The organism is Flavobacterium sp. N502536 (assembly GCF_025947345.1).
GTDB lineage: Bacteria > Bacteroidota > Bacteroidia > Flavobacteriales > Flavobacteriaceae > Flavobacterium.
In genome coordinates, this window is sequence record NZ_CP110011.1 from 4,729,614 (window position 1) to 4,750,368 (window position 20,755).

Here is a 20,755-nt window from a genome sequence, read left to right on the forward strand (position 1 = left end):
TAACACTAACCTAAAACCTAAAATGAATGTTTACAAACCAAAATTTAAAATCGCTTAAATGGTGTTTGCTGGTCTATTTTTTACTGGCGAATATTGTGATGAACGCACAGGAAAGAAAAGTCACAGGAAAAGTTACTTCCGCTGAAGACTTGCTTGGACTTCCGGGTGCTAATGTGTATATCAAAGGATCTTCAGTGGGTGCATCAGCAGATATGGATGGAAACTATACTGTTATCGTTTCTGAGAAAAATGCCGTATTAGTCTTCAACTTCATAGGATATCAAACTGTCGAAATTCCAGTAGGCAATAAAACCGTAGTCAATGTCAGCTTAAAACCGGATACTAAAAATCTCGATGAAGTAGTCGTTGTGGGTTATGGTACCCGTAAAAAGAGCGACATCACGGGTTCCGTATCTTCGGTGACAGCCAAAGAACTAACCGCTTATCCGTTATTAAATGCAGAACAGGCATTACAAGGCCGTGCTGCGGGAGTATCGGTACAATCCAATAATGGTGGCGAACCGGGTGCTCCCGTAAAAATCAGGGTTCGTGGCGGTACTTCTATCAATGCTAGTGGAGATGCGCTTATCGTGGTAGACGGTTTTGCCGGTGCATCGATGCCCGCCCCTCAGGATATTGCTTCGATCGAGATTTTAAAAGATGCTTCGGCTACTGCCATTTACGGATCTAGAGGTTCAAATGGAGTTATCATGGTTACCACAAAAAAAGGAAAACCAGGAGCTCCTGTTATCGAATTCAGTAATTCTACCTCCGTGCAGTCTGTCAACAATAAATTGCATCTGCTAAATGCAGATCAATTTGTAGCCTACCGAAAAAGTTTCACCACACACACTGCGGCAGGTTCGGATACAGACTGGCAGGACGTTATTTATCGTAACGGATTAATTTCTAACTCCCAATTGTCATTTTCAGGCGGGTCAGACAAAATCAAATACTATGTTTCTGGAAATTATTTCAATCAAAATGGAGTTGTAATTAACTCCGGAATTGACAAATACACCATTGTAAGTAATCTGGAAGCCGATTTGAGCGACAAGTTTAAAGTGGGTCTGAATTTATTTCAAAGCAAACAAAATAAAGAAGGAATCATCAGCCAGACCAGTGCGGGAGGAACAGGAGCCGCAGGTGTAATTGCCGCTGCTTACCGTTTTATGCCCGACAAAGGAATTTATAATGCCGACGGAACTTTTACCACCACAGCACCTATTGGAGATGATATCGACAATCCGTACGCGACAGCTATGGAAAACATACTGGAGGTAATCAACATTACCAACAGAAGTAACTTCTTTGCATCGTATCAACTTACCAAAGATCTGAACTTCAAAACCACTTTAGGGTTGACCGAATCCAATTCACAAACCGGAAGATATACTCCATCCACTTTAATTGCGGGAAAAAACATCAAAGGAGAAGCTTCTGTAAACAATACCAGATTCTCTTCTTTCTTAACTGAAAATTACCTGACTTTCAAACGTGAAATCGTCGAAAAAGGAATCCTTACGGTACTTGGAGGTTACTCCTATCAAAAAAACAGAAACGAAAACTCCTATGCCGCTGCAAGAGGTTTTTTAACAAACACCAACTCCTATCATAACTTAGGTGCCGGAACCGTATTCTTAAAACCCGATTCGGGATTGTCAGAGACAGAACTGATCTCGGCTTTCGGAAGGTTAAACTTTGATTATGCCGATAAATACCTGTTCACTTTTACAGCCCGTAGAGACGGTTCGTCAAGCTTTAGTAAAAATTACAAGTACGGAACCTTCCCTTCTGGAGCAATTGGCTGGAATATCGGTAAGGAAAACTTTCTGAAAGACAGCAAAACGGTTTCAAACTTTAAATTGAGAGCCAGTTACGGAGCCACCGGAAACCCATCGATCGGAGCTTATTCGACACTTTCCCGATTTTCTGAAATTTATGATGTAAGTGGAGACGTGATTGTCAATGCGGTTCAGCTGACTTCTTTAGACAATCCGAACTTAAAATGGGAGACCTCCTACCAACAGGATTACGGAATTGATCTCGGTTTATTTGATAACCGAATCAGTATCACAGCCGATTATTACAAAACAATTACCAAAGATCTATTGTTCAACCGACCTTTACCGGGCGTTTCAGGAATTGCTTCTCAACTTCAAAATGTTGGAGAATTAGAAAATAAAGGATGGGAATTAGGCATCAATACCAAAAACTTTACCGGAGCTGATTTTACATGGTCAACGAGTTTTAATATCTCTTCCAACAAAAACAAAGTACTGAAATTAGCCGACGACAAAGATCTTTTAATCAACTCTACGCCGGGTCACTTCCTTGCGACCGATTCTCAAATTTTAAGAGTCGGACAACCTGTTGGTTCTTTCTTCGGATTTGTTTACGACGGTGTAATTCAGCAGGGAGAAACCGTTCTGCCTGGGAATTTTGAGACAATAGCCGGAGGAGAAAAATTCAGAGATGTAAACGGTGACGGCAAACTGGATTCAAGCGACAAAACCATCATAGGAAACCCAAATCCTGATTTCATCTTCGGACTTAATAACGATTTCACGTATAAAAATCTTGATCTTAATATTTTCTTTCAGGGTTCAGAAGGGAATCAGATTTTAAACTATACGCTGATGGAACTGGCCTCAGGAAACAATAATGCTACAACCGAAGTTTTGGATGCCTGGACACCAACTCACACCGATACTAATGTGCCTATTAATGCGGCAAGAACGAAAAGAGTTACTTCAAGATTTGTGTACGATGCAAGCTACATTCGTTTGAAAAACATCTCTTTAGGTTATAGTCTGGATGATAAAATTGTATCCAAAATGGGATTGAGTAAAGTTCGTTTTTACATCAGTGCTCAAAACTTATGGACGATTACCAATTACCCGGGTTCTGATCCGGAAGTAAACTACCTGAACGATACCAACGCCAGAAGCAACACCAACTTAGGATTGGATTATGGAAGCTATCCGAATGTGAGAACGTTTACACTGGGCTTTAATTTAAAATTTTAGTTTAAAAATGATCTTAAACACATCGAAAAATAGATTTTATGCTCACAATTATAGAACATTCCAAAAAGCTATGCTTCTATGTGTTAAAATTAGTACACCAAATACCTAAAAAAATAATAGTATGAAAAAATATATAGCTTTTCTTTTTCTGGGAATATTCGCTTTTGGATGTTCCGACTTAGAAGAAAAACCGGTGGGAATCATTCGTCCGGAAAACTTCTTCAGCAATACAGATGACCTGCAGGCTGCTGTAAACGGAGCTTTTGCCAACATTGCCCATAATAATTATTGGGGAAGAGAATTTACAATCGCTTTAATGTTGCGCGATGACATGGCCGATATTGGCGACAGAACCACTCAGGCTGCCCGTATCGATGTGAACGATTTTTCGATGAACGACACCAATGCACTGGTGGCCAACTTCTGGCCGCAATCGTACATCATTATCACCGCAGCCAATCAGGCAATCGAAGGCGCTAAAAAAACACCAGGTGATCCCGCCAAAGTAAACGCCATTGTGGCTCAGGCTTATTTTGCAAGAGCTTTTGCCTACTATCATTTAGTTCGCATCTTTGGAGATATTCCCTACATCGACTTTGTGGTAAATGACGTATCGCAGGTAAATTCCCTAAGCAGAACCAAACAAGCCGATGTATATCCGAAAATTATTGCCGATCTGGAATTTGCCAAACAATGGCTGGAAGACAAACCAAAAGTAAAAGCTGTTCCCGGAAAAGGTACTGCTGCGGGTTATCTGGCCTCTGTTTATTTGACCCTTGGAAACTATCAAAAAGCCTACGACGAGTCCAAATATGTTATAACCAACGAAGCTAAGTTTGGTTTAGGACTGGACGCTGATTTTCAGGATTTGTTTAATGCCACAAAAACAGCGGCACTTAAAGAACCTTTATTTACAGTTGATTTCAACAACTTAACTTCCGGAAATTACGGTCAGGATTATACTGCATTTTTCACCGGTTCTCTAAAAGACGAAACCTACAGCTACGGACAAGGATTTTCGGTAGCCGTTCCTTCTTTAAAAGTATTCAACGACTGGGACAAAAGAGATTACCGAAGAGCGGTAAGTTTTGACACCATCATCAGAAAAAAAGTGGGCAATAATTTGCAAATTTTTCCTTCGAGTGATAACGAAAAAGCGCCACGTCCGCATATTGCCAAATACTATCGTTTTCCCGGAAAAGCGGGTGCCAACGGAAGAACTTCACAGCACAATTACATCACGATGCGTTTTGCCGAGGTACTCCTGACAGCAGCCGAAGCCTTAAATGAAATTACTCCCGGAACCGCAGAAGCAGACGGATATGTAAACCGCGTACGCGCCAGAGCCAGAAACAAAGCCGGAAAACTGGTTTCCTTTCCTGCCAATGTAACACCGGGTTTATCTCAATCTGCTTTCAGAAAAATGGTTATCGATGAACGCAGACTAGAATTGGCTTTTGAATATGTAAGATGGTACGACATCAAAAGACTCCAAAATGGTCCGGAAGTATTTGGTCCGACTGGTTTTGAACCGCATGCTAATTTTGATCCCAACAAGGATTATTTATTTCCATTACCGGGCACTGAGTTAGCGATCAACCCGAACTTAAAACCAAACAATCCCGGTTACTAAAAACAAGATTTAACCATATTCTTATCATTATGACGCGAGAAGAATCACACTAGAAACCTGGCCAAGATTGGTCGATTTTGCATGCGGAGTTTCTAGTGTGATTTACTTCGTCAGTCGCTATCGCTCGAGTCTCCTTCGTCGAAATGATAAAACAATCGTATCTTTTTCTTCGCATAGCTTTACGACATTACTATGAGGTACTTTAAAAGTGAAATGCCTTTTAAACGCCCTTATAAACTATGTTCCTATGTGTTAAAAATAAATACAACAGATTAAAAAAATAAAAATAAAAATCTGCCAGATCTGCCAGATCTGCGAGAAAAAAATAGAATCTTGTATTAACACCAGATCTCTATATCAAAACCAAAATAAAACTTACATATGAATAGAGTTAGTTTCTTTACTTTAATCCTTGGGTTTGCATTGCTCACAACCGCATGCAAATCCGGGATTAATTCGCAACCAAAAAATACCTCAGCAGTAGACCACCTTCTCGAAACCCGATACAAAATGCTGCTGGATTATCCGGTTGATTCGATGGCGATGCCCAGAAGCATGACCCTCAAAACCAATCTCATTAGAAAAGTTCCTTCAAGAGACTGGACAAGCGCATTCTTTGCCGGAAATCTTTGGCAATTGTATCGCTTAACAGGAAATACAGACTATAAAAAACAAGCCGAAAAATGGACGCCTTTCAGTAAAAAAGAAAGCGTAAACAGAGGTTCCCACGATGTTGGTTTTAAAGTCTATTGCAGTTATGGAGAAGCGCTAAAAGTGGAAAACAAACAAGAATACAAAGATGTAATTGTTAAAGGTGCTGAAACTTTATGCAGCCGTTTTGACCCAAAAGTCGGAGCAATTCGTTCCTGGGATTTCAACAAAGAAATTTGGGACTATCCAGTGATCATTGACAATATGATGAACCTTGAATTGCTTTTTGAAGCCAGCAGATTATCCGGCAATAAAAAGTATCAGGACATCGCCATCCAACACGCCAATACCACTTTAAAAAATCAGTTTAGAGCAGACAACAGCTGTTATCATGTTATTGATTACAATCCGGTTTCGGGAGCCGTAAGAAAAAAAACGACCCTGCAGGGATATAACGACGATTCTGTTTGGGCACGCGGACAAGGCTGGGCCGTTTACGGATTCACCATGTCGTATCGTTATACACAAGATCCGGCCTACCTCAAACAGGCCGAAGCCACAGCACAATTTTTTATGCCCCATAAAAACCTGCCGGAAGACGGTATTCCGTATTGGGATTTTAAAGATCCGGGCATTCCAAATTCGGCACGTGATGTTTCTGCGGCAACCATTATGGCTTCAGCTTTATATGAATTGTATGGTTATACTAAAAACGACCGTTATCTGGCTTTCGCCAACAAAATAATCGCGTCTTTACATTCCGAAAAATACCTGTTAGATGCCAAAATAAACGCCCCTTTCCTATTGAATCACAGCACCGGAAACTGGCCAAAACACGACGAAATCGACGAACCTATTATCTATGCCGACTATTATTTCCTGGAAGCATTGTTAAGACAAAAAGCCTTATAAACTATGAAAAAACTACTGTATCACTACAAGTCTTTTCCGGTTATGACTTTTCTGGTTTGTTGCTTGTTTTCTCACAATTATACTTTTGCTCAAACGAAAACCAACCTCAACGAAAACTGGCTGTATCTAGAAAACAATACCTCTAGTCCTGATCAGGCTAAAAAAGCAGACCACTGGAGCAAACTTAACTTACCGCACACCTGGAACGCCGAAGATGCAACCGATTTAAATCCGGGGTACCGACGTGATGCCAGCTGGTATCAAAAGAAACTGAATCTTCCTAAAATCGACCAGAATCAACGTTATTATTTATATTTTGAAGGATCGAATGTAACCACAAAAGTATATGTAAACGGTACCGAAGCCGGCGGACATATTGGTGGCTACATTGGATTTACAATCGAAATTACTCCCTTTATCAAAGAAGGAAACAACGAAATTCTTGTTCGTGTAGACAACAGTTATGATATCGAAATCATCCCGTCTCAAAAAAGCGATTTCTTTATTTATGGTGGTATAACACGTGATGTCTGGTTATTGTCGAAATACAAAAACCACATTGAGGATCTGAAAATTACCACTCCTGAAGTTTCTGCCAAAAAAGCATCCTTGAATATTGTTGCTAAAACCAACCATTCTGATCCCTCAAAAGAACTCACCTTAACCGTGATTCTTAAAAATCCAAAGGGAAAAAAAGTAGCCACTAAAACCATTCCGGTTACAGCCAATAGTTCAACAATAGCGTTCGACAATATTAAAAACCCGGAGCTTTGGGATATTGACACCCCAAATCTATACTCGGTTACCGCGATTTTAGCAGAGAAAAATCAAATCAGAGACAGTGTAAATGAAAAAACAGGTTTCAGATGGTTTGAATTTAAAGATCATGGACCTTTTTATCTCAATGGAAAACGACTGCTCCTTCGGGGTACACACCGCCATGAAGAAGAAGCTGGTGTGGGAGCTGCCATGAGCAATGCACAGCATCGAGCCGATATGCAATCCATCAAAAAAATGGGAGCCAACTTTGTTCGTCTTGCCCATTACCCGCAGGACCCCGAAGTTTATAAGGCTTGTGATGAACTTGGCCTTTTAGTTTGGGACGAATTGCCATGGTGCCGCGGCGGAATTGGCGGCAAACTTTGGCAAACCAACACTAAAAACATGCTCGCAGAAATCATCAATCAAAACTACAACCATCCGAGTATCATTATCTGGTCGTTGGGGAATGAGATGAACTGGCTGCCGGATTTTCCTGATGGAGATAATACAGACCGAACAAATGTATTCCTGAAAGAATTAAACGACATCGCCCACAAAATGGATCCCACCCGAAAAACAGCGATTCGAAAATACTATGAAGGTTCTCAAATAGTCGATGTCTTCTCCCCTTCGATCTGGTCGGGCTGGTATTCCGGAAGCTACAAAAGCTATCAAAAAGCAATCGATGTTTACAAAAAAGAATACAAACATTTCATTCATGCCGAATATGGCGGTGACAGTCATGTGGGCCGTCACAGTGAAAATCCGGTCACAGGCGAGAATATCATAAAAGCCGAGGGCTGGGAAGAAGCCATAGTGCAAACCAAAGTAGCTAATATTGCACAAATTGGCGACTGGAGCGAAAATTATATCGTTGATTTATTTGACTGGCATCTGCATATATCCGAGAATGACCCATCGTTTGTGGGCAATATTCAGTGGGCATTCAAGGATTTTGCGACGCCTTTGCGACCGGAAGACGATATTCCGTATATGAATCAAAAAGGACTGACAGACCGAAACGGAAACCCAAAAGATGCCTACTATGTTTTTAAAAGCTACTGGGGCAAGGAACCTTTTGCCTACATCGAGTCGCACACCTGGACCGAGCGTCAGGGCCCTGAAAATACCCCTCGCACAATTAGTGTTTTTAGCAATTGTGAAAAAGTAACTTTATTTCATCAGCAAAAATCACTGGGTGAAAAGAAAAGAAATCTTTCACTGTATCCTGCCAATGGTTTAACCTGGGACGTAAATTTTTTAAAAGGAGAAAACATCCTGATTGCCGTTGGAGAAACAAAAGACGGAAAAAAGGTCACAGATACTTTAAAAGTGAATTACCGTTTCAATAAAAATGATACGGCTACGGCACTGCAATTGTCCAGCGAAAAATTAAAAAACGGTAACTATCTCGTGACGGCAATTGCAATCGACCACAATAACTTACGCTGTCTGGATTACGAAGAAAGCGTTTATTTTCAATGCCTGAAAGGAGGAAAAACCATGAAAAATCAGGGAACGCCCACCGGAAGCGAGTCTATAAAAATGGCTAATGGAAAAGCTTCTATTGAAGTGGTTCCGGACGGTTCCGGGATTCCGATTGAAATGACCGCATTGAACCAGAGTTTTAAAGGAGAATATTTGAAGATTGCCAATTAGATAAATCTCGCAAAGGCGCGAAGGCGCAAAGTTTTTTATGCCACTGATTACACAGATTAAAATGATTTTTGAAGATTAAATTTAAAACTCTGTCTAAAACAAAAAATACGCATTACATTGAAATAGAACAAAATTGCAAACTAAAAACTCAATTATGAAAAATACACTATTTTACAAAATTGCCTTAGTACTAATCAGTTTTGCGGGCCATGCACAAGTCACTTTAAATGCCGATGGTCCGGGTGGCGTTGGAACTTATGAACTCATAACAAATGCACTGGCTCCCGGTACAGCAAATGGAGCTATCGAGGCACCCGATGCTATACATCCCGGTTTTGGACCTCATATTACCGAAGTTTTTGATGCGGATCTGAATAAAAATGTTTTTGTATTTCACGCACATGTGAGTAACACTCCTCCAGACAATGAACCCGTAGCCGGGAAAACGGACAGACAGCGTGTAGAAATTAAATCGTACAACCCCTCACTCGATAATTTAAAAGGAATAATCGGTGAAACCGTGCGATACAAATGGCGGTTTAAAATTCCTGTTGGATTTAAACCAACCACCAGTTTTACGCACATCCATCAGGTTAAAGCTGTAGATGGTGACGACGACGATCCGCTTTTTACGATTACCCTCAGAAAACTTTCAACCGGGGCAACACGTTTAGAATTACTTTATGACGAAAATGCTGCAACGGCAACCACTAAATACGCTTTACCTGCCTTATCTTTATTTGAGGGTGTGTGGGTGGAAGCTACCGAAACGATCAAAATTGGCAGCAATGGAACCTATGCTATGGTCATCAAAAAAGTCAGCGATGGAACTGTGTTGGTCGACTACAGCAATTCAAATGTGCAAACGATCCGCCCTGCTTATACGGCCGCCAACGGAACTGTTTATGCAGCCAACTCTTTTATCAGACCCAAATGGGGAATTTACCGCAGCCTCACTGATATTGCCAACATGAGAGACGAAACCCTTCTTTTCTCCGATTTCAGTATTGAGGAATTGACTACTTTATCCGCCAAAGAGCAGTCAAAAGCAACAGTTGATATCCAATTCCCCAATCCGGTAGGCGACAAACTCGAACTTTCAGAAGCTGTTGTAAATCAGTATAGCGGAATAAGGATTTATGACAATACCGGTAAACAGGTCGTTTCTTACGACACAATTCCCGAAACCATTAATGTCTCGTCTCTACCATCAGGACTTTACCTTATAAAATTCAAAAAAGAAAATACCTTTTCAAAAGGTGTAAAAATGATTAAAAAATAAAATAGTATCAATGAAAAAGCTAATCACTTTAGTGCTACTCACCTCATCCTTTTTTGGAGTAGCACAAAACCTGATCTCCAATGTTCCAAACCGAAATACGACCTCGTTAAACGGAGTCTGGAATTATATTGTCGATCCATACGAAACGGGCTATTACAGCTTTCATCACGACGAATACGACAAACAGACCAAACCTTCCAATGCGGCTTTTTTTAATAACTATCATGTCGTAAACAAACAGGAACTAATTGAATATGATTTCGACAAATCCCCCAAAATCAACATTCCGGGAGACTGGACTTCACAGGTTCCGGAATTGAAATATTACGAAGGAAATGTCTGGTTCAAGAAATCTTTCGATTATAATTTACAGGCCAAAAAACGTCTTTTTCTGTATTTTGGAGCCATTAATTACAAAGCCGATGTTTATTTAAACGGGAAGAAATTAGGAAGACACGAAGGAGGTTTTACGCCATTTAATTATGAAATCACTTCGATTGTAAAACCAAAAGACAACTATTTAGTCGTTAAAGTCGACAATACACGCCACAAAGAAGATGTTCCGACAATCAATACCGATTGGTGGAATTACGGCGGAATCACCCGTGACGTAACGTTAATCGAAGAGAATGAATCGTTTGTAGAAGATTACCACATTCAGCTCAAAAAGGGCAATGCTGCTTTGATTTCCGGTTTTGTAAAGATCAACAACTTCAATTCGGCACAAAATAACATAAGCCTTTCGATTCCCGAATTAAAGATTCATTATAAAGGAAAAATTGGTGCTGACGGAATCCTAAACTTTGAAATTCCGGCAAAAAAAATCTCGTACTGGGCTCCTGAAAACCCAAAATTATACGAAGTAACAATCGATTATAACGGCCAGCAATTAAAAGATACCATTGGTTTCAGAACCATTGAAACTGAGGGAGACAAAATCCTCCTGAATGGAAAACCAATCTTTCTGCGCGGAATTTCGATTCATGAAGAAAATGCAAAAGGTGGTCGTGCCCATTCGGAAGAAGATGCTTTACGTCTTTTAAACTGGGCAAAAGAACTGGGCTGCAACTATGTACGTCTCGCCCATTATCCACACAACGAAAATATCATCAGAGTAGCCGATAAAATGGGAATCATGGTTTGGGAGGAAATTCCGGTGTACTGGACAGTTGAATTCACCAATACAAACACCTACAAAAATGCCGAAGAGCAGTTGACAGCAGCCATTACGAGAGATAAAAACAGAGCCTGCATCATCATCTGGTCGATGGCCAATGAAACTCCAATTTCGGATGCCCGAAATACATTTATCAAAAATCTGGTGGATCACACCAAATCTTTAGACAATACCCGACTCATCAGTGCGGCTTTACTGACGCAAACCGGAGCAGACGGTTTTGGAACAATCAATGACGAAATTGGTCAATATCTGGATCTTATTTCCTTCAATCAGTATTTAGGCTGGTATGGCGGAAAACTGGAAAACGCCGAAAAGATTTTCTGGAAAACCAAATACAACAAACCCGTGATTGTCTCTGAATTTGGAGGTGATGCCAAACAAGGTCTGCACGGTGAAAAAAACGAACGATGGACAGAGGAGTATCAGGAATACCTGTACATTCAAAATCTGAAAATGATCGAAAAAATACCACATCTGAGCGGCTTAAGTCCGTGGATTCTGGTTGATTTCAGATCGCCAAAACGACTTTTACCCGGAATTCAGGACGGATACAACCGAAAAGGATTGATCTCCAATGATGGAAATAAAAAGAAAGCCTTTTATATTATGCAGGATTGGTATGCAAAGAAGAAAAAAGAATATTAAAAAAATTTCCTTATAAAATGATAATTTAAGAGAAAAAACAGCTGCATTCTATATCATTCTAAATGAAACAGAAGAACCGTTAGCAATTCATTAACAAAAAACAAACCTTAATTATATGATTTTTATTCATTATTAACTTACTTTGTAGATATTCTAAAAATTGTAATTCTATGAAAAAATTAAGTTTAATGGCAGTTACTTTATTTGCTGCCTTTACAGTTCAAGCACAGGATTTAGTAAAATTTGCTCCGTTAGACGCAAGTCCGGTCGACATTTCGTATTTCCCGAATAAAGCGGTAAAATTCAAAAAAACCGATAATCCTGCTCCGGCGATTAAGGTTATTTACGCAAGACCTTCTGCTAAAGGACGTGCTATTTTTGGTGATTTAATTAAATTTGGTGAAGTTTGGCGTGTAGGTGCTAACGAAAATACCGAAATCAAGTTTTACAAACCGGTTACTATTGGCGGAGTAAATATTCCTGCCGGAACTTACAGTTTGTTTGCCATTCCTGAAAAAGACAAATGGACGATCATTATCAATAAAGAAATTGATTTGTGGGGTGCCTATGCATACGATGAAAGTAAAGATATTGCAAGGGTAAGCGTTCCGGTGAAACCGGTATCCAATACAATCGAAGCCTTATCGATTGCTTTTACCGCTCAGGGCGCTGTAGCGAATTTAGTAATTGGCTGGGACAAAACAACTGTTGAAGTTCCAATAACCATTAAGTAATTGTTTAGCGGCAGAACGATATACCAAAAGAGACACTAGTTTTAAATTAGTGTCTCTTTTTTTTTCACTCATTAACATCAACCTCAAAACCAAAAAAGATGAAAAACACCTATTTATTCTTGTTTTTTTTAGGGGCAATTTGTGTCGGGCATTCCCAGCAAAAGTTCAAAATTACCTATGAACAGCTAAAAGAATACGAAGGCCTTTATGAGTACCAAAACAATACCACACTGCAAATCGCGGCTTCACCAAAAGATACGCTATTGTATGCGATCATCAACGAAAGCAAATATCCACTGACGCCTTCGGAGAAAGACATTTTTCTAAACACCTCTAATGAAAAAGTAACTTTTGTACGCGATAAAACTGCTATTCTCAACGGCTATACGACGGATGAAAAGACGTTTAAACTAATCAATAAAAAGGTCATTTTCCTCAAAGAAATGTGGTACCCCAGACTCAACGTACCGAAAGATTACGTATACCTGTACCAGCAACCCAAAAAAGAGAATGATGGCCTCGTGACCGGAACTATTGACAATACCGGGCTGGACAAGGCATTATTGGGCGAAATGATGCGAAAAATTGTCAACGGATCGTACCCAAACGTCCACAGTGTGCTGATTATTAAAGATGGGAAATTAGTTTTTGAAGAGTATTTTTATGACTACAACAAAACCAAACTGCACGAACTGCGTTCGGCAACCAAAAGTTTTGTTTCGGCACTTACCGGAATCGCGATTGACAAAGGATACATTAAAAGTAAAAAAGAAACGGTACTCTCCTATTTCCCTGGTTACACTTTTAAAAACCTCAACGAAGACAAAAGACAAATTACAATTGAAAACCTGCTTACCAACCAAAGCGGACTCGATTGTGATATAAGCAATCCGAAATCTGCGGGTGATGAAACGAGCATGAACTCTTCTGACGACTGGGTTCAGTATACACTTGATTTGCCCATGATTGATGTACCCGGAGGCAAAGGAATGTACTGCTCCGGAAACCCGATTACACTTGGTAAAATAATCGAAAAAGCATCCAAAATGCCTTTGCCCGATTTTGCAAAAGAAACGCTTTTTAAAGAGCTCGGCATTAAAAACTTTAAATGGAATTTTAAACCTGATGCTTCAAGTGCCGAAACCTTCTGTCAGCTGTATTTAAGCTCCAGAGATATGGCTAAACTGGGTTTGCTGTATCTCAATAAAGGCGTCTGGAACAGCAAACAGCTCATCTCTAAGGAATGGATTCAGGAATCCTTAACCAAACATACCGAAATTCAGGGGATTAATTATGGTTATTTGTGGTGGCTCAAATATCTGCAAGTCGATGGCGTGAAATATTACGGCGCAGCGGCACAGGGAAACGGTGGCCAGAAAATCTATATTTGGGAACAGCAAAACATGATTACCATTATTACAGGAGGAAATTACAACTCGCAATCCCCAAGTGACGAATTGATTCAAAAATACATTTTAAAAGCTTTTAATAAAAAATAAGTACAAATTACAATACTGTAATTGGAGTGTAAAGCCCTGTTGCAATTGGCACAGCTGTATTTGCTTAAGTATTTGATTTATTTTTTCATCCGGTTATGCTTTATACGATGAAGTTTTGTAATTTTATGAATATCAAAGAATTTAATTTTTAACTTAATCAAAAAATAGATGGGAAAATTTGTAATTACTAAAAGAGCCAATGGTGAATTTCAATTTAATTTAAAAGCTGGTAATGGGCAAACGATTCTAACAAGTGAAGGTTATACTACGAAAGCGGCCTGCTTAAACGGAATTGAGTCTGTTAAAACAAATTCGCAAGATGATGGTAGATTTGACAAACTGGAATCTAAAAGTGGAAAACCTTATTTCAACTTAAAAGCTAGTAACGGTCAGATTATCGGAGCAAGCGAAATGTATGAGAGTACAGCCGCGAGAGATAACGGAATTGCATCGGTAAAAACAAATGCACCTGAAGCTGATACAGACGATCAAACTGCATAAATACGATACAAAATAGAAAAAGATGGGGTCTTGTAACCCCATTTTTTTTGTTCCAAACTTTACCCTAAAGCTCTCCAAATTTTTCTTTGTAACGACGTAATTCTTCTTCGGTTTTACTTAATAATTTTTCCAGCAGTCCAATTTTATCTTCATACAAAACCTTTAATGCGGCACTATTGTCTGAATTGATCTGAATACTTCCATTATTGTTCCCTCTCACTTTATTAAAACTGTTGAAGTATCTCTGACTGTCAAAGCTGATTACATCTTCGACACTAACTTCTAAAATTCGGGCAATCTCGACCAGTTTTTCATAAGAAAGAATGGTTTTTCCCTTCTCAATTTTACTATATCCTGCCTGCGTAACACCTAACTGATCTGCCATATATTCCTGCGTATAATTTTTTAATTCTCTTATGCTTTTTATTTTACTTTTTATTGAAGTGGAAGCGGTCATAATTTTATTTGGGGGTATTTTGTATCGCTAAAAACCGACCGGTATGAAACTTTTAGTATTACCGCGATACTTTTTTAGTATACTATCTATCCTACTACTTCAACTGGTAGGTTTATGAAGTAGCCGATTTTCATTTTTTTCTGGTGGTAATAACAAAACCATACAATAGGGCAAGCACTATCACCAGCAGATCATTTTGAGAGATTTCATCTAATAACATTATAGATTTGTTTTTGTTTTTTGCAAAAGCCTGTTAAAATTCAGGTTTAGAAACTGATCAATCTGTTTCCCTATTTCGTGACGATCTAAGACTTTGATTTTCACTTTTGTTTCTTTTTTATAAACATCTCTGACAATAACATAATAGTCAAATTCAATGGTATTATGAAATCTTAAAATGATAAGAATGGTATAAACTAATATTGTGGGGCCGATATAATACAGCTCATTTAAATTTGAAAAAACCATCGCATAATAAGCCAAAGCGGTAGCCAGAATAAAAGCTCCGTTTTCAAGAAGATAAGTCTTCTTTTTTTTGAGTAAACCAAGTTCTGCAATTTCATTAAAACAGTATTGCCATCGTTTTGAACCATACTGAAACTGGACCTGATCCTGAGTAAGGGTAATGAACATAGTAATTAAAGGTTATTAATAAAGACAAGAAATAATTATGCTGAATGCTTAAACATAGCGACAATTAAAAATGAATTTTGCGCTTCAAAAAGAGGCAGACTGTTGCTCTTTTTTTTGAATAAAACTCTCATTCGCAATATTACGCATTCTATGCATTTTCTTTCTTACAAACCTCCTTATAGAATATAACTAAATGTTGTAATTAAATCTAAAATATCAATTTTTACTGATATTCAGGCGCAACTGCCGATGATTTTACCTTCACCGGTCTACCCCCTCTTTTCTGTCCTTACTGTTACCAAAAACGAAAAACCCCTCAATCAAAATTTTGTTTAAGGGCTTACTATTTATGGCTATTGGAGATTATTCTTCCCCTCTCAGGAGGCTTTCAATTTTTGAAGTTGAAATTTTAGGATTGGCTCCCGGTGAAGCAGCAACTAAAGCTCCTGTCGCACACGCAAAATCGATTGCATATTGAGGTGTTTTTCCGGTAAGCAATGTCGTAATCAAAGCGGCTAAAAAAGAATCACCTGCTCCTACTGTATCGACAACTTTTACAGCATATCCGTTGTTCTCATACAATTGATTTTCCCAAAGCAATACAGCCCCATGTTGTCCTCTGGTGACGCAAATGGCATTGGTATTGGTTTTTCCGGCAATAAAATGAATATTTTCTTCCAGTGTAGTAAAAGGCGAATGCAATGCGAGAGCAATTTCTGCTAATTCTTCGTCATTGAATTTAATAAAACTAGCGGAATGCATCAAACGCTCTAAAATCTCATAGGTATAATGAGGTTTTCTTAGATTGACATCAAAAACTTTGTACACATTGGTCTGCAATAATTCTTCAAGCGACTTCCTTGATACGGCATCCCGACAAACCAGACTTCCAAAAATCAAGACATCGGCATTAACTGCCAAATTTCTGGCAAAATCACTCAATATAATCTTGTCCCATGCCGCCGGATACTGGATAGTATAACTCGCCGAACCTTTATCGTTTAAGCTTACTTCGACCAAACCGGTTGAAAAATCTTCTGACCTGATAATCGCATCCGTTTCAAGTCCGAAACTTTTTATATGATTGATGAGAGCGGAACCGTCTTCATCATTGCCTACACTACTAATCATAGCCGCTTCGCAACCTAACGATTGCATTCGCAAGGCAACGTTTAGTGGTGCGCCGCCAATCTTTTTTTCAGTAGCAAAAACATCCCAAAGTACTTCTCCATAGGCTACTGCCTTAAGGTTATTTCCGTCACTCATTCTAAAAACATTTTTATATTAACAGGCTTGTTTAGTACAGTTTAGCATCGATTTTTTTTCTAAAAATGGAGTAGTCAAAAAAACACTTCTCCACACATTCGACGTTATTGCAATATAATGATAAAAAGCTTTGGATATAATTAGAATCAGGTACAAAAGTTGTGGAGTCCTAAAAAATATTTTCCATAAAAAAACCTCGTTTAAAATTCATTAAACGAGGTCTTTTTTTGAAATAAAAATATTATTTTTTAGATTCTTCGATAGAAACTTTTCTAAACTCTTTTAAAAGTTTTTCAATTTCTAAAGTTGATTTACGCGCTCTTGGACCAGCAGCTTTAACACCTTTTTCCGTTAATGATTCAGCCTCTGCTTTAAATGTTTCAATTTCGGCGTTGATTTTTACTAATAGATCGTTCATGCTTATAATTATTAAATTAAGACGCAAAAATAAAAGTTTGCATGGGAGTTACAACACTTTTGCTGTTAAATTTATCCCCATTTTTCGGGCCTTAGCTTAACAATAAATTTACTTCTTCTTTTTTCAGCATCCCGTTTTACACAATAAACTAATAGTCAATATCTTATTTTTCTAACCCGATAATTCCTGCCTTGTAGCGCATTCAAAAGTATTTTTTATAAAATTTCATTTTCTCTCTTCAAAACGTCAAAAAAGTAACTTTTTGCTCCATCCAGCAACTGCAATTTGCTGTTTTATTGGAGAAAATCTACCCAAAAAGTACCTGATTGAACTAAAACCGCTTCAAAAGTGATTGTATTTAGAAGGAACGTAGAGAACAAAGAAAAGTTTATTTCTCTATTTCAATTTTTACTTTTCCAAAAAGCTATTCCTCCAAATCAGATTCTTTCTACAGGAGTTACATTACCATCTATAAATGCAATTAACTCGGCTATTTTATGACAGCAATTGTCTTTAGTAGAAATTGAAATGATGTAGGCATTTTTATCTCTAATGTATAATAGAAAGAAGTCTTTGGTGAGAATAGCCTTTTCGATCTGGCACCAGCGATGGGTGAACCCGCCTAATGGCGAATGTACTCCAATAAATGAATTGGTAAAACTAAATTTATACCTGCGTAAAAGACGGTCAAATTTCAATAATTTTTTGATTACCCGAAAGGTTACTTTACAAATTGTGTTTACAATTAAACAGTGAAAAAGTAAAAAGAAAATCACCAGAATTAAATCTCTTAAAATCCATTGGAAAAAATCGTGGTTATGATCCCCGCCCAAAAAAACAATTCCTAACAAGACGATCGCCAAAAAAAACGTTACTCTTTTTTTGTACAAATCTTTGAAATACATTTTATTCATAGTACGTATTTCCGCATTATTCAGATCAAACTCTAAAGAAAAGGTAGAGGTGCTCATATGCTGTTGTTCTAATTATTTTTTAATAATTAATTTTCCTTTATTCCAATCTTGTTTTCCTGAAAAAACGATCCTTTCATAAAGTTCTGAGCAAATTTAGACGCAACTTTTTTTTTCGGGCACCGCTAGAAGCCATTAAACTATCGTGATAAGACAAATCTGCAATTGGTACACATAAAGAACTTCTATACCTGTTTAACAGCCACTTAAAAGTGGTTCTGAGTCACTTTCAAAATAGCTCTAAACAAAAAAGAGAGAACCTCCGTTCTCTCTTTTTTGAAAATATCATTCTTAAACTGTTTTATCTAATTCCTTTTCTAAGTAAAGCTAAAGCAGGATCTGTACTTATTTTTATCTGGTTGATTACAAGCTGAGCTATTGCTGTAGCTCCTTTTAATGACAAATGGGTATCATCACTTTTATCTTTGTCGTAATAGGCATTTTCACCGGCTTTAAAATGCAAATGCAGCTGTTTCGATTGTTCGGGTCCATAAGTTTGTTCCAGTATTTCTGTATAGTATTCCAGGTCAATAAAAGGAACTTTATACTCCTGGGCTACCCATCTGGTTTCTAAAGGATAATCGCCGTGTGTAGGTACTAAAACACCTTTCTCATTAAAATTGCGTCTCACTATAGAGGTCAATAATACAGGGATTGCTCCTTTTTCCCGACTTTCTTTTACAAACTTAATCAAGTTGTAGCGGTAGCTTGTATGAGGATTTGTATAACGGTTGAATCTTCTATTTTTTCATCATTATGTCCAAACTCAATAAAAACGTAGTCTCCTTTTTTAAGCTTTTTATAAATAGAATCCCATCGCTTTTCGTTGATAAAACTTTTTGTACTTCGTCCGTTTACAGCTTTATTCTCCACTTTTACATCTTTGTTAAAAAAAGGCTGTAACACCTGTGCCCATCCATGTTCCGGATTACGTTCAGGGTCTTTTTTATTGGCCATTGTAGAATCTCCAATCGTATAAAGTGTTGTTTTCTGAGCGAAACAAGCCGTCGAAAGCAAACACATAAGTAACAGATAGTATTTCATCATTTGATTTATAATTAATGCGTTGGGGTAAATATTCAACACCTAGAAACATATTTTCGTACTACAAAAAAACTCAGCACCTTAGTACCTCAGCATCTTAGACCCTCAAAAAAAAATCTACTTCGCTGCTGTTGGCACCGTTGCTTTTTCTCCGATAACCACTTCATTGAGCAGCACATTTTCGGCATTCTCACTCGAAATGGCATTTTTTGCCCATTTGATATTAATATGGTTTAAAGAGATGTTACGAACTTTTTTATCCGGAAACCCCTGAATTACGATTCCCGATTCCGTGGCTTTATTACACGTAATATTTGAGAAAAAAATATTGAACAGGTCAGACTGAAAACCACTTCCTTCCCCATGATAATTGGCGGTGATGTACAAACAATCTTCTACTTCATCCAGTGTTAGATTGCGGACAAATACATTTCTGATGAAACCACCGCGGTCAGCATTAGTCTTCAAATAAATACCTCTTTTTAAATAGCCTGCTGTTTTACAGTTCTCTACAAATACATTTTGAACTCCAGCCGACATTTCACTGCCAATTACAACGCCGTGAAGTCCTTTGAAATTACAGTTTCTGATCACAATATTTTCACTTGGTGTAGCCGAATTAGCTCTTCCCTCATGATCTCTTCCGGCTTTGATCGCCACATTATCGTCACCATTGTCAAAGGTTACATTTTCAATTAAAACATCTTTTGCATACTCGGGATCAATTCCGTCGTTATTATAATTCAGTGATTTATAACGAAGCCCGCGTACCGTAATGCTTTGTGATTTCAATAAATGCAGACACCAAAAAGGAGAATTTTCAATTCGAATATTCTCGACTAAAATGTTCCTGCAATTAAAAAACTGAATCATTTGCGGACGTAAAAAATAGCCTTCTCCAAATTTCCTGTCTTTCAAAGCTACGTTATTATGATTCATGTCACGGCTTCTGTTTTTTCCCGGGCCTTCCTTCGCTTTAAAACTTTTCCAGTTTTTTGCTCCTTCTCCGTCCAGCGTTCCCTCACCAGTTATGGCAATATTCGAGCAGTCATAAGCATAAATCAACGGACTGTAATTGTAGAGCATGGTCCCTTCCCAACTCGTTAAAATCATTGGTAAATAATCTTCCGGGCGATCACTGAACTTAATTTTTGCTCCTTTTTCCAGTTTAAGATTGACATTACTCACAAAATGAATCGGGCCGTTTATTTTATAGATTCCTTTGGGAACAACAATCGTCCCGCCATTGTTCTTTTTACACAGCGCCATTGCTTTGTCAAAAAAGGTTTTGTTATTGCTAATGGAATCTCCCTTTGCACCCAATTTCACAACATTAATTTGATACGAAGGAAATACAGGAAGCTGAATTCGATTCACAATTGAATCTACTTTTGCTGACGGAAATTCGGTATGCTGCGCTACAGAAATCCAGGTGATGAAGAGGAAAATAACGTATTTAAAGTTCATGATTTTTTGAGG

15 protein-coding genes and 1 pseudogene are annotated in these 20,755 nt (G+C 38.2%); 9 read left to right on the plus strand and 7 right to left on the minus strand.

Features of this window, described 5'->3' with window-relative positions:
• The first annotated feature begins 26 nt into the window (after positions 1 to 26).
• The 9 genes from OLM61_RS19770 (at position 27) to OLM61_RS19810 (ending at position 14,487) form a co-directional block, all read left to right on the plus strand.
• The gene (locus OLM61_RS19770) at positions 27 to 3,029 is read left to right on the plus strand and encodes a SusC/RagA family TonB-linked outer membrane protein (protein ID WP_264524308.1); all 3,003 of its coding nucleotides are present in this window, start codon (positions 27 to 29) and stop codon (positions 3,027 to 3,029) included.
• A gap of 121 nt (positions 3,030 to 3,150) precedes the next feature.
• Positions 3,151 to 4,662 (plus strand): RagB/SusD family nutrient uptake outer membrane protein, encoded by a 1,512-nt coding sequence (locus OLM61_RS19775; RefSeq protein ID WP_264524309.1) that lies wholly within the window; start codon positions 3,151 to 3,153, stop codon positions 4,660 to 4,662.
• A 381-nt stretch (positions 4,663 to 5,043) separates the two neighbouring features.
• On the plus strand, positions 5,044 to 6,225 hold the full coding sequence (locus tag OLM61_RS19780) for a glycoside hydrolase family 88 protein (protein WP_264524310.1): 1,182 nt from the start codon (positions 5,044 to 5,046) through the stop codon (positions 6,223 to 6,225).
• Positions 6,226 to 6,228: 3 nt separating this feature from the next.
• Positions 6,229 to 8,646 (plus strand): glycoside hydrolase family 2 protein, encoded by a 2,418-nt coding sequence (locus tag OLM61_RS19785; protein ID WP_264524311.1) that lies wholly within the window; start codon positions 6,229 to 6,231, stop codon positions 8,644 to 8,646.
• A 154-nt stretch (positions 8,647 to 8,800) separates the two neighbouring features.
• Positions 8,801 to 9,928 (plus strand): T9SS type A sorting domain-containing protein, encoded by a 1,128-nt coding sequence (locus OLM61_RS19790; RefSeq protein ID WP_264524312.1) that lies wholly within the window; start codon positions 8,801 to 8,803, stop codon positions 9,926 to 9,928.
• Positions 9,929 to 9,938: 10 nt separating this feature from the next.
• Positions 9,939 to 11,753 carry a glycoside hydrolase family 2 protein gene (locus OLM61_RS19795; protein WP_264524313.1) on the plus strand — a complete coding sequence of 605 codons (1,815 nt, stop codon included), beginning with the start codon at positions 9,939 to 9,941 and terminating at the stop codon, positions 11,751 to 11,753.
• A gap of 170 nt (positions 11,754 to 11,923) precedes the next feature.
• The gene (locus tag OLM61_RS19800; RefSeq protein ID WP_264524314.1) at positions 11,924 to 12,487 is read left to right on the plus strand and encodes a DUF2911 domain-containing protein; all 564 of its coding nucleotides are present in this window, start codon (positions 11,924 to 11,926) and stop codon (positions 12,485 to 12,487) included.
• Positions 12,488 to 12,585: 98 nt separating this feature from the next.
• Entirely contained in the window at positions 12,586 to 13,986 is a 1,401-nt protein-coding gene (locus tag OLM61_RS19805) for a serine hydrolase domain-containing protein (protein WP_264524315.1), read from the plus strand.
• 168 nt (positions 13,987 to 14,154) lie between these two features.
• Positions 14,155 to 14,487, plus strand: a complete 333-nt coding sequence (locus OLM61_RS19810; protein ID WP_264524316.1) for a YegP family protein — start codon at positions 14,155 to 14,157, stop codon at positions 14,485 to 14,487.
• Positions 14,488 to 14,551: 64 nt separating this feature from the next.
• Here the strand turns inward: OLM61_RS19810 and OLM61_RS19815 are convergent, their stop codons facing one another.
• The 7 genes and pseudogenes from OLM61_RS19815 to OLM61_RS19845 all read right to left on the minus strand — a co-directional run bounded on the left by OLM61_RS19815 (position 14,552) and on the right by OLM61_RS19845 (position 20,743).
• A complete protein-coding gene (locus tag OLM61_RS19815; RefSeq protein ID WP_264524317.1) occupies positions 14,552 to 14,944 on the minus strand; it encodes a helix-turn-helix transcriptional regulator in 393 nt (130 codons plus the stop codon).
• A gap of 219 nt (positions 14,945 to 15,163) precedes the next feature.
• Positions 15,164 to 15,577 carry a hypothetical protein gene (locus tag OLM61_RS19820; protein ID WP_264524318.1) on the minus strand — a complete coding sequence of 138 codons (414 nt, stop codon included), beginning with the start codon at positions 15,575 to 15,577 and terminating at the stop codon, positions 15,164 to 15,166.
• 363 nt (positions 15,578 to 15,940) lie between these two features.
• Positions 15,941 to 16,843, minus strand: a complete 903-nt coding sequence (locus tag OLM61_RS19825) for a carbohydrate kinase family protein (protein WP_264524319.1) — start codon at positions 16,841 to 16,843, stop codon at positions 15,941 to 15,943.
• Positions 16,844 to 17,084: 241 nt separating this feature from the next.
• Positions 17,085 to 17,261, minus strand: coding sequence for a histone H1-like protein Hc1 (locus OLM61_RS19830; RefSeq protein WP_017495627.1), 177 nt, complete (start codon positions 17,259 to 17,261; stop codon positions 17,085 to 17,087).
• Between the two features lie 437 nt (positions 17,262 to 17,698).
• On the minus strand, positions 17,699 to 18,232 hold the full coding sequence (locus OLM61_RS19835) for a hypothetical protein (RefSeq protein ID WP_264524320.1): 534 nt from the start codon (positions 18,230 to 18,232) through the stop codon (positions 17,699 to 17,701).
• Between the two features lie 301 nt (positions 18,233 to 18,533).
• A pseudogene (locus OLM61_RS19840) lies at positions 18,534 to 19,279 on the minus strand (rhamnogalacturonan acetylesterase).
• 114 nt (positions 19,280 to 19,393) lie between these two features.
• Entirely contained in the window at positions 19,394 to 20,743 is a 1,350-nt protein-coding gene (locus tag OLM61_RS19845; protein ID WP_264524321.1) for a glycoside hydrolase family 28 protein, read from the minus strand.
• Positions 20,744 to 20,755 lie beyond the last annotated feature (12 nt).